The sequence below is a fragment of the Planococcus maritimus genome (genome assembly GCF_001592825.1).
In the GTDB taxonomy this organism is placed as follows: Bacteria; Bacillota; Bacilli; order Bacillales_A; family Planococcaceae; genus Planococcus; species Planococcus maritimus_C.
The window spans coordinates 130,284-146,074 of sequence record NZ_LTZG01000021.1 but is presented as its reverse complement, the minus strand read 5'-3'; the positions used below and the strand labels follow the sequence as shown (position 1 = coordinate 146,074).

General features: G+C 49.1%; 11 protein-coding genes, 1 other RNA gene and 1 other annotated feature. Of the genes, 10 read left to right on the top strand and 2 right to left on the bottom strand.

Features of this window, described 5'->3' with window-relative positions:
• Positions 1 to 71 precede the first annotated feature (71 nt).
• The 5 genes from recJ (at position 72) to dtd (ending at position 7,331) form a co-directional block, all read left to right on the top strand.
• Positions 72 to 2,414: a single-stranded-DNA-specific exonuclease RecJ gene (gene recJ, locus AY633_RS11125; RefSeq protein ID WP_068488416.1), complete on the top strand. Its 2,343-nt coding sequence runs from the start codon at positions 72 to 74 to the stop codon at positions 2,412 to 2,414.
• Positions 2,405 to 2,917, top strand: coding sequence for an adenine phosphoribosyltransferase (locus AY633_RS11120; protein WP_068488415.1), 513 nt, complete (start codon positions 2,405 to 2,407; stop codon positions 2,915 to 2,917). Before recJ ends, AY633_RS11120 begins: the two co-directional genes overlap by 10 nt.
• An 88-nt stretch (positions 2,918 to 3,005) precedes the next feature.
• Positions 3,006 to 4,559, top strand: a complete 1,554-nt coding sequence (locus tag AY633_RS11115; RefSeq protein ID WP_068488414.1) for a glycosyl hydrolase family 28-related protein — start codon at positions 3,006 to 3,008, stop codon at positions 4,557 to 4,559.
• Positions 4,560 to 4,676: 117 nt separating this feature from the next.
• Entirely contained in the window at positions 4,677 to 6,869 is a 2,193-nt protein-coding gene (locus tag AY633_RS11110; RefSeq protein WP_068488413.1) for a RelA/SpoT family protein, read from the top strand.
• A 9-nt stretch (positions 6,870 to 6,878) separates the two neighbouring features.
• Positions 6,879 to 7,331 carry a D-aminoacyl-tRNA deacylase gene (gene dtd, locus AY633_RS11105; protein WP_068488412.1) on the top strand — a complete coding sequence of 151 codons (453 nt, stop codon included), beginning with the start codon at positions 6,879 to 6,881 and terminating at the stop codon, positions 7,329 to 7,331.
• A gap of 425 nt (positions 7,332 to 7,756) precedes the next feature.
• On the opposite strand, the gene AY633_RS11100 is transcribed toward dtd, so the two are convergent.
• A complete protein-coding gene (locus tag AY633_RS11100; RefSeq protein ID WP_068488411.1) occupies positions 7,757 to 9,325 on the bottom strand; it encodes an SH3 domain-containing protein in 1,569 nt (522 codons plus the stop codon).
• A 117-nt stretch (positions 9,326 to 9,442) separates the two neighbouring features.
• Positions 9,443 to 9,683, top strand: a binding site (T-box leader).
• A gap of 47 nt (positions 9,684 to 9,730) precedes the next feature.
• Here AY633_RS11100 and hisS point away from each other — a divergent pair.
• From hisS to AY633_RS11080, 4 genes are all read left to right on the top strand, one after another.
• A complete protein-coding gene (gene hisS / locus AY633_RS11095; RefSeq protein ID WP_068488410.1) occupies positions 9,731 to 11,014 on the top strand; it encodes a histidine--tRNA ligase in 1,284 nt (427 codons plus the stop codon).
• Positions 11,015 to 11,016: 2 nt separating this feature from the next.
• Positions 11,017 to 12,801, top strand: a complete 1,785-nt coding sequence (gene aspS / locus AY633_RS11090) for an aspartate--tRNA ligase (RefSeq protein ID WP_068488409.1) — start codon at positions 11,017 to 11,019, stop codon at positions 12,799 to 12,801.
• 44 nt (positions 12,802 to 12,845) lie between these two features.
• A non-coding RNA gene (ssrS, locus tag AY633_RS11085) (6S RNA) lies at positions 12,846 to 13,029 on the top strand.
• Between the two features lie 105 nt (positions 13,030 to 13,134).
• Positions 13,135 to 13,896 carry a tRNA threonylcarbamoyladenosine dehydratase gene (locus tag AY633_RS11080; protein WP_068488408.1) on the top strand — a complete coding sequence of 254 codons (762 nt, stop codon included), beginning with the start codon at positions 13,135 to 13,137 and terminating at the stop codon, positions 13,894 to 13,896.
• A gap of 48 nt (positions 13,897 to 13,944) precedes the next feature.
• Here the strand turns inward: AY633_RS11080 and AY633_RS11075 are convergent, their stop codons facing one another.
• Complete coding sequence (locus AY633_RS11075) at positions 13,945 to 15,228, bottom strand: replication-associated recombination protein A (protein ID WP_068488407.1); 1,284 nt, start codon at positions 15,226 to 15,228, stop codon at positions 13,945 to 13,947.
• 137 nt (positions 15,229 to 15,365) lie between these two features.
• On the opposite strand from AY633_RS11075, the gene cymR reads away from it, so the two are divergent.
• Entirely contained in the window at positions 15,366 to 15,782 is a 417-nt protein-coding gene (gene cymR / locus AY633_RS11070) for a cysteine metabolism transcriptional regulator CymR (protein ID WP_068488406.1), read from the top strand.
• The last annotated feature ends 9 nt before the right edge of the window (positions 15,783 to 15,791 follow it).

Sequence of the window (15,791 nt, the reverse complement as noted above, 5' to 3'; positions counted from 1 at the left end):
CGGCGCTTAGCCGAAAGGTTTTTGTCTGCTCGCTGATGCTGTATAATGGACGGGTGAGGAAGTGAGAATCAATGATTGAATCCAAAAAAAGATGGCAATTGACAAGTCCGGATGAACAAGCGGTACAAAATTTACAGCAAGCGCTATCCTTGTCTTCTGTGTTGGCGAAGATTCTCGTCACGCGCGGAATCGACACGGTGGACAAAGCTGAAGAATTTCTGGCCGTCGAATTATCCGGCATACATAATCCGTTTCTGATGAAGGATATGGACGTCGCCGTGGCGCGTATCCAACAGGCGATTGAAGCGGAAGAAAAAATTCTGGTTTACGGCGATTACGATGCCGATGGCGTAACGAGCACAACCGTCATGATGACGGTGCTCGAAGATTTGGGTGCTGATGTGTCGTTTAAAATCCCCAACCGTTTTGATCATGGCTACGGCCCGAACGCAGAACTGTTTAAAGAAGCTCACGCTGAAGGCGTCAACTTGATCGTCACCGTAGACAACGGCGTGTCCGGCATCGAGCCGGTACGCTTGGCGAATGAACTGGGGATGGACGTCATCATCAGTGACCACCACGATATCGGCGACGAGATGCCGGAAGCGCTTGCGATCATCCACCCTCGGCATCCGCAGGGCAATTACCCATTCGGCGAGTTGGCCGGCGTGGGAGTGGCGTTCAAGATGGCGCAAGCGCTATATGGCGACATTCCGGAACATTTGACGGAGTTAGTCGCAATCGGCACCATTGCTGACTTAGTGCCTTTGCACGGTGAAAACCGCGTGCTCGTCAAAGAAGGCTTACGGGCCTTGCAGGATTCGCCGATGCCTGCGATTGCAGCGCTCGCGGACGTTGCGGGTGTTAAGCAACGCGATATTACAGAAGAGACGATCGGCTTTATGTTCGGCCCGCGTATCAATGCGATTGGCCGCCTGCAATCGGCTGATCCGGCGGTGCGGATGTTCATGACGGATGACCCGTCAGAAGCACGGTCGCTCGCAGACGGCTTAGACGTTTTGAACAAGGAACGCCAAGCCATCGTCAAGGCGATCTCTGAGCAAGCGATTGAACAAGTAGAGGCGCGTTACGGCGAGCAGTTGCCGCACGTCATTATCGTTGCCCAAGAAGGCTGGAACCCTGGCGTTGTCGGCATTGTGGCCTCGAAATTGACCGAGAAATTTTACCGTCCTTCAATTGTATTGTCACTTGATTTGGCGAATGGCAAAGCAAAAGGTTCGGCGCGCAGCATTGAAGGCTTTCATCTATACAACGAACTTGCCAAAAACCGCGACATCCTGCCACATTTTGGCGGCCACCCGATGGCAGCGGGCATGACGCTTGCGGCAGCGGATGTAGATGAATTACGTGAACGCTTGAACGAACAGGCAAAAAATTCATTGACGGCTGAAGATTTGGTGCCGGTTGTGTCGATCGATATTCCAGTTTCTCTAGATGAAGTGGATACGGAAACGATTGAAGGCATGCGCCGGCTTGCGCCATTTGGCATGGGTTTCGCGAAGCCTAAATTCTATCTAGAAGGCGTTAAAGTGGCGGGCATCCGGAAAATCGGCGCAAGCCAAGCGCATCTCAAAATGGAGCTTGCGCAAAACAGCTCCACATTGGATGCAGTAGGCTTTGGCATCGGTGAACTCGGCGATCAACTGACGCCCGACGTTAAAATCGATGTCATCGGCGACTTGCAGATCAACGAATGGAACGGCCGTAAAAAGCCACAACTCTTGGTAGAAGATATCCGCACGGACGAATGGCAGCTATTCGACATCCGCGGCATTCGCCAAGTAAGCCGCTGGTCTAAGCTTATCCCGGCTCAAAACCAAGTGTACGTCGCTTTTCAACAAGAGACAGAAGCGGTATTCAGCTCATTGCTCGATGGGCCGATCGTTTCGGCACAGTCACTCGCTGAGCAGGGAACCGCAAAAGATCATCTAGTATTGCTGGATTTGCCGGATTCTGAAGAGCAATTATCGTCTGTGCTGAAGCAATTAAAGCCAAAACGGGTCTATGCGCATTTCTATGCCCAGGAATCCCAATACTTTGAACGCATTCCGGACCGCGACCAGTTTAAATGGTTATTCGGTTTCGTTAAAAAGCGCGGCACGTTCGACTTCAAAAAGAACGGCGACGAACTCGCCAAACATAAAGGCTGGAGCCGAGAAACATTATTTTTCATGCTTCAGGTGTTTTTTGAACTCGGTTTTGTTACACTTAACAATGGAATTACCGAGATTGCACAGGCTCCGGGAAAACGTGATTTGACGGAAGCGCCGGCTTATAAAAAGCGCGAGCGGCAAATTGCTTTAGAACAGAAGCTCTTGTATGCATCCTATCGGGATCTAAAAGACTGGTTTGACGCCCAAGTGTCAGCCAAGGAGGAAGAATTATGGATTTAAAGCAGTATATTACGATTGTCGAAGATTGGCCAAAGCCAGGAATCAGGTTCAAGGATATTACATCTTTGATGGACAGTGGCGAAGCCTATAAATACGCAACGGACCAAATCGTTGCATACGCGAAAACAGTGGACGCAGAAATTATCGTTGGGCCGGAAGCTCGCGGCTTTATCATTGGCTGCCCTGTTGCTTATGCGCTGGAAATCGGTTTTGCGCCGGTTCGCAAAGAAGGCAAATTGCCGCGTGAAGTGATTCGCGCACAATATGGCCTTGAGTACGGCACGGACGTATTGACGATGCACAAAGATGCGATCAAACCAGGACAGCGCGTCTTGATTACAGATGATCTTTTGGCAACGGGCGGCACAATCAATGCTACGATCAATTTGGTCGAACAACTGGGCGGCATTGTAGTTGGCTGTGCATTTTTGATCGAATTGACTTATTTGGATGGCCGTAAGAACCTCGACGGCTACGATGTTACAACTTTGATGCAATATTAAGAAAATCACCTTGCCTTTTGGGCAAGGTGATTTTTTTTCTGACGGTAGGGTATGGTAGAGAAAGAAACTTGGGAGAGAGGTGATTTCCATGATCGAATTGGACAGACGGTATGATCCTGTGCAAAATAATGAACTGATTGGGCAGCTGTTGAACGATGCCACTCCTCTAGAACAGGTCACCAGGGAGACCGAAGCGCTGTTCAATGACATCAAGAAAGATCTTCCCCGCGTACGCATCAAGCGGCCGGTCCATTTCTTCGAAAAATTGTGGTCGGTTTTTGCCGATGACTATGAAGTGGCGGATGATAACGGCTATGGCACCATTGTTTTTGGGCAGGATCTGTTTCCAGAGTGGAAAGGCAAACTTGACCGCGAATACAAAAAACTCGATTCGACGATCAACCGCCGCGTCAATATACGCGACTATGGCGCAGTTGGCGATGGCATGACGGATTGCACCGAAGCGTTCAAAAAAGCACTTGGCAACGGCCGGGTGGAAGTGACAGTTCCTCCTGGGATCTATATCGCGAGAGGCATCCGTGTCCCTTCATGGAGCCGAATCGTTGGTGCAGGAAAAACTGCTTCTGTTATCAAACTGCACCCAAAAGCACCAAAACGTTCCCGGCTATTGACGAATTCCAATTATGTCAATGGCAATCGCAATATCTCGGTCGAAAGCTTGAGCCTCGATTGGAACGTAGAACGGCTCGGGCATACAGACCGCACGAATAGTTGGGGCAATTACTCGAGCTGCATCACTTTTGCGGGGGTTACCAACGGCTGGGTGAGAGATGTCGAAGCGATCAATCCCGGTTTGCATTGCGTTGACATCACCTCGCCGCTTTATAATTACGCGGGTGACGGCATGCGCGGCAGGGGCGGCAGCAAATATATTTGGGTTGATAAGGTCAATGGCTTCGGTTTTGGCGACGACGGTTTGACGACTCATCATAGCGATTATGTGTTTGTCTCCAATTGCCATTTCTCTGACCCGAGTGGAAAAGCGCATAAAAAAGGCTTTTCCAATTCCAATGGTATTGAAATCGATGACGGGTCGAGACATGTTTGGTTATTTAATAATTCCACTTCGCGTTGTTTTGGGGGAGTGGAAATCAAAGCCCACGCCAATTCTTCGGCAGCGTCTGGCGTCTTCATTTCGGGTCATTTATCCGTTAACGACAACCGTTCGTTTAATTTTCGTCATATCGGGCATCATCTGCGAGAAGACCCGGAATCGCTGTCTGCCTATAACATCAAAGCGCAGCGCCTCGTTTCCTTGGCACCTGTCGAGACGAGGCTCTACAAAGATTCATCGCCACGTGCGCTCGTCGTTTCGGGTTACCGCAACGTTGCGGTCAACCGCTTTTTGTTTAAAGGCGACCCGCTATACGATTATAAAGGGCGCCCAGCATCGGCTATCCAGTATCGTGCCGAGCATATTTCGCTGTCTAACGGCGTAGTGCGTGGCTTTCGTACGGCAGGTTCAGACATTTCCATCATGGGCGGCCAGCAAAGTGCGCGAAATGTCCGTGTCAAAAATATCATGAGTGTGGATTCGGCGAATAAGACCGTGGCGGTTGGCGATGACAGCAAATGGATCATGGTGGACGGCATTCGCAAACAAAGAGGCGACCGCCTGTAGCCTATGGGGTATTTCCTGGAGATAGATGAAAATACGCAAAAGCTTTACTTTTCAGCGGAAAGTTATCTATAATATAGAAATACTCTTCTGGAAATAAATAAAGCAAGGTGGGCAATTATGGCGAAAGATCAAGTGAGAACAGTTGAAGATGTATTCGAAATGGTTGCGTCCTATATGAATGCAGAGCACGTTGAAACGATTAAAAAGGCGTACCAACTTGCCTATGAAGCCCATGATGGCCAATTCCGGAAATCCGGCGAACCGTATATTGTGCATCCGGTGCAAGTAGCCGGGATCCTGGCAGAACTGCAGATGGATCCGGCTACTGTCGCAGCGGGTTTTTTGCATGACGTCGTAGAAGATACCGATGTCAGCCGCGAAGACATCGTCCGCGATTTCGATGAAGAAGTCGCTTTATTGGTCGATGGCGTGACAAAACTCAGCAAGATTAAGTATATGTCAAAAGAAGAACAGCAGGCGGAAAACCACCGCAAAATGTTTGTTGCGATGGCCCAGGACATCCGCGTCATTCTTATTAAACTAGCGGACCGTTTGCATAATTTGAGAACCTTGAAATACCAATCAGTTGAGAAACAGCGCATTAAGGCAAACGAGACGCTGGAAATTTTTGCGCCGATTGCTCATCGTCTTGGGATCAATACGATCAAATGGGAGCTCGAAGATACAGCTCTTCGTTATTTGAATCCGCAGCAATATTACCGCATTGTCAATCTTATGAAGAAAAAACGCACAGAGCGGGAAGATTATTTGAACAATGTCATGGGTGAAATTCGCGTCCAGCTTGATGAAGTTGGCTTAGAAGCGGATCTGTTTGGGCGTCCAAAGCATATTTACAGCATCTATAAAAAAATGGCCATGCAAAATAAGCAGTTCAACGAAATCTATGATTTGCTTGCTGTGCGCATTACGGTCGACAGCATTAAAGACTGTTATGCGGTGCTTGGCATTATCCATTCCACCTGGAAGCCGATGCCTGGACGATTCAAGGATTATATCGCTATGCCGAAGCAAAATCTTTACCAATCGCTGCATACGACAGTCATCGGTCCACAAGGCGATCCGCTGGAAGTGCAAATCCGCACAGAAGAAATGCACCGCATCGCCGAATACGGGGTAGCGGCGCACTGGGCGTATAAAGAAGGCAAGACATCTGACAAACCACTCAGTTCGGTTGATTCCCGTTTGTCGTGGTTCCGAGAAATCCTTGATTTCCAAAACGAATCCGACAACGCCGAAGAATTTATGGAATCGCTGAAATTCGATTTGTTCTCGGATATGGTCTATGTCTTCTCGCCAAAAGGCGACGTAATTGAAATGCCGGATGGTTCTTGCCCAATTGATTTTGCCTACCGTGTCCATAGCGAAATTGGCAATAAAACAATCGGCGCGAAAGTGAACGGCAAAATGGTGCCGCTTGATTTTGAACTCCATACGGGCGACATCGTCGAAATTTTGACGTCCAAGCAATCGGTCGGCCCGAGCCGCGACTGGCTAAACATCGCCAAATCAACGCAAGCTAAAAATAAGATCAAGCAATTTTTCAAGAAACAAGTCCGCGATGATAATGTCCATAAAGGACGCGACCTTGTTGAAAAAGAGATCAAAGCACAGGAGTTCACCCAAAAAGAAGTACTGACGGGAGAGAACATCAAACGCGTTATTGAGAAATACAATTTTGCTAGTGAAGACGACATGTATGCGGCTGTCGGTTTCAACGGCATCACCGCACAGCAAGTCGTCAATCGCCTGGCAGAGCGCCAGCGCAAAAAGCGCGAGCAGGAAGAAGCTATTGAGAAAATCACCGTAGAAATGAAATCCAACCAGCCGAAAAAACAGACGGAATCCGGTGTGATCGTGCGCGGCATTGACAATATGATGATCCGCTTGTCGAAATGCTGCAACCCAGTTCCTGGCGATGCCATCCTCGGTTTTATCACCAAAGGCCGCGGCGTCTCAGTTCACCGTGCAGATTGCCCGAATATCCAAGCGGACGAATCTGACCGATTGATCCCGGTCGAATGGGAAAATGCAGGGTCGCCTGAAAACAAATCGTATCAAATTGATATCGAAGTACAGGCATATGACCGCACAGGCTTGATCAATGAAGTGATGCATATGGTCAGTGAGACAAAGACAACAATCACGGCCGTCAGCGGGCGTGCTGACAAAGATAAGATTGCCACGATCAACTTATCGATTATGATTCCGCATCTCTCTCATTTGAACCGTGTCGTCGAGCGCATCAAGCAAATTCCTGACGTTTATTCGGTCAAACGTGTGACAAATTAAGGAGGAGCCATGAAAGTTGTCTTACAGCGTTCAAAACAAGCGTCCGTGACGGTGGATGGCCAAATGACAGGTGCGATCGATTCAGGCTATGTGTTGCTTGTTGGCATCACCCACAGCGATACGGAAGCAGATGCGGCCTATGCCGCAAAAAAAATTGCCGGCCTTCGCCTGTTCGAGGACGAACACGGCAAGATGAATCATTCAATCGCGGAAGCGGGAGGCAGCGTCCTGTCGATTTCCCAATTCACCTTATACGGAGATGTTAAAAAAGGGCGGCGCCCAAGCTTTGTCGAAGCGGCGCGCCCGGAACAAGCGGAACCCTTATGGTTGAAATTCAACGATGAATTGGCAAGCCACGGTCTTCAGGTTGAAACCGGCGTATTCGGTGCCATGATGGATGTCCAGCTTACGAACGATGGGCCTGTCACCATTGTCGTTGACTCAGATGGTGCTAAAAAATAACCTTGGAGAGGTGAGCGGCTAAGCTCGCCTCTTTTTCAATGGGTCAACACAAAGGACGGGTTCTTGGGGCCATCGCCAACAAAATCGCATCCATTTTGCAAAAAAATGGGGCTGTCTCATAAGTCCCTAAAATAAAACAGACGGAGAAAAAATTCTTTTTCTCTGTCTGTTTTTGATTTATCGGTGAGGCACCTGAGAGTAGCCAGCTGATGGGAATGGAGACGGCGACTCCAGCGGGAATAGTGACTGAGCTAAGCGAAGGAGCGACGCGAGCCGAAGACCCTGGACTGAGCGAAGCGAGGGAAGCGGCTAAGGCCGTGCCCGCGGAAAGCGTCCGTCGAAATGGACATCAGCCATTTCTTTAGAAGAAAAAGACTGCCCCTAAAAGTCACTTTTCATGACCTTTTGGGACAGCCCATTTGGATTTATTCGCTTAGTTCAGAATCAAAATAACTGATAATGCCGTTGTATAGACCAAGTGCAGCTTGTTCGCGGAATTGGTCGCTTGAGACGATGCGTTCTTCATTGAAATTGCTGAGGAAGCCAAGTTCGACGAGTACCGCAGCCTGGCGATTGTCCCGCAACACAAGGTAATTGCCTTTTCTTGCGCCGCGGTCGTCAAGCGTCAATTTCCCAGCCAAGCCACCATTGATGTGCTCCGCTAATTTTTGCTGGTACGGATGTTGGTAATACGAAGTAAAGCCGGAAACCGTGCTATCTTCCGTAGCATCGTAATGGATACTGATAAATGCGTCAGCTGCTACTTGATGGCTCTCAGATACCCGTTGTCGAAGATCGACATAAACATCTGATTGCCTCGTCAGAACGACTTCCGCTCCTGCAGATCGCAATTGATGAGACAGAATTTCTGCCGTTTTCAACGTTAAGTCTTTTTCGTTCGTTTTGCGGACGCCAACCGTACCGCCGTCATTGCCCCCATGACCTGGGTCCAAAACGATCGTTAAGCCGTTCAAGGTGCCCGCTTTTCTTAGCGGTTGTTGCTTTTCAGCTTCAACCAGTTCCGTAGATGTTCCGGAACGCACGACCCAATCAGCGATATAGGCTTGGCGGCCATCTTCAAGCGCTACCAAATACCACTGGCCTTCTTTGCCTGCCACCGTTAATTGCGTGCCGGCATCGGCGTGTGTAACAACTTGTGAAGAGGTGCTTGCTTGTGCGCGCAAATTTGTGCCATCGGTTATGACAGTCACTTGTTCACCGGAAGAGCTGGCTTGCTGTGCGGGTTGATCAGACAATTCACCGTAGAAAGCATAGACCCAGCCGGTTTTGCCGTCTGCCAGTTCCAATTGGACCCAATTGCCTTCCATGCCTTTTACATTAAATACTTGCCCTTGTTTTACAGAGTCTTGAATTTTAGCGTTCAAACTCGGTTCGGCACGAACATTCAATGCGTCGACCGCAATGCGGAAGGACGCGAGTTTTTCGAGCGCTTGACCAGTATTGGCTTCTACATCAGAAGTTGAGTCTTCGGAAGACGCATTTTGTTGGTCAGTCAAACTTATGTACTGTGTAGACACGAAGCCGCGGACGTTGCGGAATTGCACTTCTGTCCAGTCGCCGTGACTAGCGATAACTTTCGCTTGTTCGCCGGCATTCATTTTCGACAGCACTGCGGAAGACAAATCTGCCTGTGCACGGATGTTCAAGCTGTCGACGGACGAGATTGCGGTTTGTGAAGATGTGTCGGCTGCTTGTTCTGTACTGACGAGCCAAGAAGCGACCCATCCTTCAGAATTGCCGTAGCGGATCTCGATCCAATCGCCGCTGCGTGAAAGTTGCTGCGCTGTGTCGCCTTGTTTCATCGAGCCGATTACTTCGTAACTCAATCCCGGACCGGACCGTATATTGACCGTTGAACCTGTTGCAGATATTTCGCCATTATCGGCTAAGGCTGAGTTTGATAGAGCCAGCGGGATCGTGCCCGATAAAGCTAAAATAAAAATCAGTAAAGTGAGGTATAATCGTCGTTGCATAGCGGCCCTCCTAAATTAAGTTCATCTTCATTATAATATCAAAAAAATCAGGCAATGTATGCAAAAGCTTGACAAGATTTCATCAGCTGATTAAGATTGATTTATTCTACTTATATAATTTTGCTGAAGACGGAGAAAGTAATTGTTGGCGTCGACTGAAAAGAGAGGGAAAGCCCTGGGCTGAAAGCTTTCCTGCAGAGATCTGCAATGAAAAACACTCTTGAGGTTCTTTACTGAACGGCGCACTGCGCTTATTAGGCTAAGACGGTTCCGGCCGTTATCCGGACAGAGAGGGCGCAGAACTTTGCGTCAACTAGGGTGGAACCGCGGAAGCTAATTTTTAGCTCTCGTCCCTTGCGAAAGCAAGGGGCGGGGGCTTTTTTGTATGGAAAAGGAGAGATGAAAATGGGCAATATCCAAGCACCGCGCGGCACATATGATGTGCTGCCGCAAGACTCTGCCAAATGGCAGGAAATTGAACAAACAATTAATCGATTATGCAACTTGTATCAGTACAAGGAAATCCGCACGCCGGTTTTCGAACACACAGAACTCTTCCAGCGTGGCGTTGGCGACACGACGGATATCGTCCAAAAGGAAATGTATACATTCCAGGATCGTGGGGATCGTTCTTTGACCCTGCGACCGGAAGGAACGGCCTCTGTCGTGCGTTCCTATGTCGAAAACAAATTATTCGGACAACCTGACCAGCCCGTCAAGCTCTACTATACAGGCCCGATGTTCCGTTATGAGCGGCCACAAGCCGGGCGCATGCGCCAGTTTGTTCAGTTCGGCGTAGAAGCGATCGGTTCAAAAGATCCGGCCATCGACGCAGAAGTCATTGCACTGGCAATGGACGTCTACAAATCGAGTGGTTTGAAAAGTTTGCGCCTCGTCTTGAATTCACTAGGTGATACGGAAAGCCGCTTGGCACACAAGCAAGCGCTGATCGAACATTTCGCCCCGTCAATTGAAGAATTCTGCGGCGATTGCCAAAATCGCCTGGAGAAGAACCCGCTGCGCATACTCGATTGCAAGGTAGACCGTGAGCATCCGTTAATGGCGACGGCCCCGTCCCTTGCGGATTATTTGAACGAAGAATCGAGTGCGTATTTTGCACAGGTCAAAGGGTATCTAGATGAACTTGGCATCAGCTATGTCGTCGACCCGAACCTGGTGAGAGGGCTCGATTATTATAATCACACCGCGTTTGAAATCATGAGCGAGGCGGAAGGCTTCGGAGCGATTACGACGCTTGCAGGCGGCGGCCGCTATAATGGGCTTGTCGAAGACCTCGGCGGCCCGGAATCTCCAGGAATCGGTTTTGCGATGAGCATCGAGCGATTATTGCTCGCTTTGGAAATGGAGAAAGTAGAAATTGGCAAGGGCCAATCACTTAACGCCTATGTGATCGCGATGGATGCGCCGTCGAAAAAGAAAGCCGTCTCGATTGTTCGGGATCTGCGCGCAAATGGCATTTCCGCGGACATGGATTTCACTGACCGCAAGATGAAAGCGCAAATGAAGTCTGCCGATCGCAAACAAGCGCGCTTTGTCATCGTCATCGGTGAATCAGAGCTTGAGAGTGGCAAAGCGGCCGTCAAAGAAATGGCGACGCGTGACCAGCAGGAAGTGCCATTCGATGAATTAGCTGAAAACATCCAGAAAAAGAAATCATTGGGGGAATAGATATGTCGAGAACACATTATTGTGGAGAAGTGAACGAAACGTCAATTGGCCAGCGCGTATCATTGAAGGGATGGGTTCGCAAACGCCGCGACCTCGGCGGTTTGATTTTCGTCGATGTCCGCGACCGTTCAGGAATTGTCCAAGTGGTTTTCAACCCGGAAATTTCTGAAACGGCATCGAAAATTGGTGAAACACTACGCAATGAGTTCGTCGTCCATATTGATGGGCTTGTGGTGGAACGAGCAGAAGGCCAAGTGAACGCCGCAATGAAAACAGGGAAAGTTGAAGTGCAAGTGGATAGTGCGGAAATTATCAACGCTGCGAAAAACCCGCCGTTTGCGATTGAAGACCAAACGGATGTCAGCGAAGATCTACGCTTAAAATACCGTTATTTGGACTTGCGCCGCCCAGCGATGTTCGAAACCTTGAAAATGCGTTCGGATGTGACAAAAACGATCCGCAATTTCCTTGACAGCGAAGGGTTCCTAGATGTGGAAACACCCATTTTGACAAAGTCCACACCAGAAGGCGCGCGCGATTATTTGGTGCCAAGCCGTGTTCATGACGGTGAGTTTTATGCGCTTCCGCAATCTCCGCAATTGTTCAAGCAAATGCTGATGGTTTCAGGGGTGGATAAGTATTATCAAATCGCCCGCTGTTTCCGCGATGAGGATCTGCGTGCGGACCGCCAGCCGGAATTTACGCAAATCGATATGGAAATGAGCTTCCAAACAATGGAGGACATCATCGAATTAAATGAGCGCTTGATGATTCAAGTGATGAAAGACGTTAAAGGCATCAACATCGACACAGGCTTCGAGCGCATGAGTTACCGGGATGCAATGGAACGCTTTGGTTCTGACAAGCCGGATGTCCGCTTTGGCATGGAATTGACGGATGTATCGGAACTGGTAAAAGACTCTGCCTTTAAAGTCTTCACTGGTGCAGTCGAATCCGGTGGGCAAGTGAAACTGATCAACGCCAAAGGACAAGCTGCCAATTACTCACGCAAAGACATTGACGCTCTTGGCGAATTCGCATCACGTTACGGAGCAAAAGGCTTAGCGTGGTTGAAAGTCGAAGAGGGCGGCGTCAAAGGACCGATCGCCAAATTCTTTGAAGGCGAAGCCGCTGATCGCTTGATTGAGGCCGCACAAGCGGAAGCAGGAGATTTGCTACTGTTTGTGGCTGATGCCAAAACAGTCGTTGCGGATGCACTCGGCGCTTTGCGCATGAAGCTCGGCAAAGATTTGGACTTGATCGACCAATCAGTCTTCAAATTCCTATGGATCACGGATTGGCCGTTGCTCGAATATGATGACAAAGATGGCCGCTTCTACGCTGCGCATCATCCATTTACGATGCCTTTTGAAGAAGACCTTAATAAATTGTCGACAGAACCGCAAAACGTTCGTGCACAAGCATATGACTTGGTATTAAACGGCTACGAACTCGGTGGGGGATCTGCGCGTATTTACAAACGCGACATCCAGGAAAAAATGTTCGAAGTGCTCGGCTTCTCAAAAGAAGAAGCGACGGAGCAATTCGGCTTCTTGCTTGAAGCATTCGAATACGGTACGCCTCCGCATGGCGGCATTGCATTCGGACTGGATCGCTTGGTGATGCTCCTCGCCGGGCGCACCAATTTGCGTGATACCATTGCGTTTCCTAAGACAGCCTCTGCCAGCGATATGCTGACAGAAGCGCCAAGTGCCGTATCAAACGCCCAGTTAGAGGAATTAAACCTAGCTGTAACTATTCAGAATAGTGAAAAAGATTCACAGTAAAAGACTTGTACATCTTTTTTAAGTATGCTACTATACGTGTATAGAGAATCCTGATGTGTTCGTTTTTAGCAATTCGATTTTGACCCAACATTTTGTCGTCGGGAGACCTACATATCATCATGGCTAACATGCCCTAACCGGAAGTTATAAGTGGTGATGCGGTCACCCACCTGCTATAAGCGGGTTCAAACGATGCGCAACACAAAGGACGGCACGATCGGGATTCTTCTTACATAAGAAATCCAAGTCCCTCCGGCATTTGCCGGAGGGATTTTCTATGTGTATAATCCCTAGTATCCCTATTTCATATTGAATCGGAAAGGCAGTGTGTGTATGTTACATCAATTTTCAAGAAATGAACTCGCCATCGGTAAAGATGGTATGGATCTCGTAAAAGGATCTACGGTCGCCATTCTAGGCGTTGGCGGAGTGGGCTCGTTTGCAGCCGAGGCGTGTGCTAGAAGCGGCGTCGGAAAAATCATCCTCGTCGATAAAGACGATGTCGATATCACCAATATTAACCGTCAATTGGTCGCCAATCTTTCTACGGTCGGCCAGTCTAAAGTCGAAGTGATGAAAAAGCGCATTCTGGATGTCAATGCGGAGTGTGAAGTGGTGACGCTCCATATGTTTTACACGGAAGACACTTATGAAGAGTTTTTCAGCCATAAGCCTGATTACGTCATCGATGCTTCAGATACATTAATTTACAAAGTACATTTGATCAAAGAATGCTATAGCCGCCGTATTCCAATTATCTCAAGTATGGGCGCAGCCAATAAAACGGACCCAACCCGTTTCCAGATTGCGGACATTTCGAAGACCCATACCGATCCGTTAGCGAAGATGATTCGCAAAAAACTGAAACAAGCGGGCATCCGCAAAGGCGTACCGGTTATTTTCTCTGATGAAAGCCCAATCGTGGTACGTGAAGATGTTGTCGAGACCGTTGGTAAAAAAGACGCGGCGATCCGTAAAGCGCAAATGCCGCCATCTTCTAACGCGTTCACCCCATCGACAGTCGGCTTGATCGCAGCAAGCTGGGTCATTAACCAAATGACTAAATCGATCCATATCCAGCGCGTCAATCAATAGCCAATAAAAAACGGACGGAGAATGTCATCATTCTCCGTCCGTTTTTATTTATTTTTTTCGGAAGCCTTTCAGCTTTTCGTAGATGCCGGCAAATTTCTTTTCTTCTCCAGCGACGACCGGCTTGTAGAATTCTGCCTTTTTCAATTCTTTTGGCAAGTAATCCTGATCTGCCCAACCGCCGAACGAGCCAATTGGCGTGTCGTGGGGGTATTTATATCCACCATGACCGAGCTCTGCACTGCCAGCGTAATGAGTATCGCGTAAGTGAGGGGGAATATCGCCCACCTGGCCTTTATTGATGGCGGCAGTAGCGGCATCGATCGCGCGGTAAGCCGAATTGGATTTCTCGGACAAGCACATCTCAGCGACGGCTTGTGCGAGTGGGATGCGCGCTTCCGGTAAGCCTAGCCGGTCCGCTGCCTGGCAAGCCGCAAGTACATGGCCGCCAACTGCGGGATTGGCAAGCCCGATATCTTCGTATGCCATGACAAGCAGGCGTCTTGTTACTGCGGTAAGGTCGCCATTTTCGAGTAAGTGGGCCAAATAATACATGGCGGCGTTGACATCACTGCCGCGAACGGATTTCTGCAGCGCCGACAACAGGTTGAAGAAATGGGAGCCTTTCTTGTCGCCGAACACACCGATGCGCTTAATCATCTGCTCGATGATGCCGTCATCGACGAGGTATTCGCCCTCTTCCTCATCTGAGGCGATGACAATCGATTCGAGCATTGTCAACGCTTTTCGCGCATCGCCATTTGTCCCTTCAGCGATTCTTGCGACTTGCTCGCTAGAGATTCGAATCTTCTCGCGGCCGAGCCCGCGTTTTTCATCTGACAAAGCACTGTTCAACAACTCGACGATATCTTCTTGCGTCAGCCGCTTGAGCTGCTTAATTTCGCCGCAGCGCGAACGGATCGCCGGATTGACATCGTGGAACGGATTTTCTGTCGTCGCGCCGATCAGCACGATCGAGCCGGATTCGACATGCGGCAACAGAGCATCTTGCTGGAGTTTGTTAAAGCGGTGGATCTCATCTAAAAACAACAGCACTTTGCCGGTCATGCGGGCTTCTTGAACGACCGATTCGACATCTTTTTTGCCGGAAGTCGTCGCGTTAAGCGCGATAAAAGGCAAATCGGACGTGCCGGCAATGGCGTGGGCGATCGAGGTCTTGCCGATTCCCGGGTCGCCGTATAGGAGCATGGACGGCACATGGCCGCTTTTGATCATTTTATAAAGGGCCGTGGAGGGACCGATGACGTCTTTTTGGCCGACAACTTCATCGATCGTCCGCGGACGCATGCGAAAAGCAAGTGGTTCATTGTGCACGAAGAAAACTCCTTCCGTCTATTCATTCCATCAGTATAGCGAATTCGCTCCTGAAAGTCATTGAAAGCCTATGTCCTGTAAGATATGCTATACTTATTTGAAGAATTGACGATTAGGTTCCAGAGGAGTAGTTTTAGATGAAAATATCAACAAAAGGCCGTTACGGCTTAACGATTATGATCGCACTCGGAAAACAATACGGAGCAGGACCGGTACCGTTGCGCAAGATTGCTGCGGACAATGAATTATCAGAAGCATACCTCGAACAGCTCGTTGCACCGCTGCGCAATTCGGGACTCGTAAAAAGTGTAAGAGGTGCTTATGGCGGCTATATGTTGACGCGCCACCCGAAAGAGATTTCAGCAGGAGACGTCATCCGCGTGCTCGAGGGGCCGATTCAACCGGTTGAAGGCATCGAAGACGAGAAGCAACCCCAGCGTGAACTATGGGTACGCATCCGCGACGCCGTGAAAAACGTTTTGGACACAACAACGATCGAAGACTTGGCGCAAACTGAAGAAGGCGACACCGAACATTATATGTTCTATATATAAGGAGTTAAT

What these genes read in the sequence shown, in the direction of transcription:
- AY633_RS11080 (WP_068488408.1), top strand. Translation starts at nt 13,135, where the DNA reads ATGTTACATCAATTTTCAAGAAATGAACTCGCCATCGGTAAAGATGGT.
- recJ (WP_068488416.1), top strand. Translation starts at nt 72, where the DNA reads ATGATTGAATCCAAAAAAAGATGGCAATTGACAAGTCCGGATGAACAA.
- AY633_RS11120 (WP_068488415.1), top strand. Translation starts at nt 2,405, where the DNA reads ATGGATTTAAAGCAGTATATTACGATTGTCGAAGATTGGCCAAAGCCA.
- cymR (WP_068488406.1), top strand. Translation starts at nt 15,366, where the DNA reads ATGAAAATATCAACAAAAGGCCGTTACGGCTTAACGATTATGATCGCA.
- aspS (WP_068488409.1), top strand. Translation starts at nt 11,017, where the DNA reads ATGTCGAGAACACATTATTGTGGAGAAGTGAACGAAACGTCAATTGGC.
- hisS (WP_068488410.1), top strand. Translation starts at nt 9,731, where the DNA reads ATGGGCAATATCCAAGCACCGCGCGGCACATATGATGTGCTGCCGCAA.
- AY633_RS11115 (WP_068488414.1), top strand. Translation starts at nt 3,006, where the DNA reads ATGATCGAATTGGACAGACGGTATGATCCTGTGCAAAATAATGAACTG.
- AY633_RS11100 (WP_068488411.1), bottom strand. Translation starts at nt 9,325, where the DNA reads ATGCAACGACGATTATACCTCACTTTACTGATTTTTATTTTAGCTTTA.
- dtd (WP_068488412.1), top strand. Translation starts at nt 6,879, where the DNA reads ATGAAAGTTGTCTTACAGCGTTCAAAACAAGCGTCCGTGACGGTGGAT.
- AY633_RS11110 (WP_068488413.1), top strand. Translation starts at nt 4,677, where the DNA reads ATGGCGAAAGATCAAGTGAGAACAGTTGAAGATGTATTCGAAATGGTT.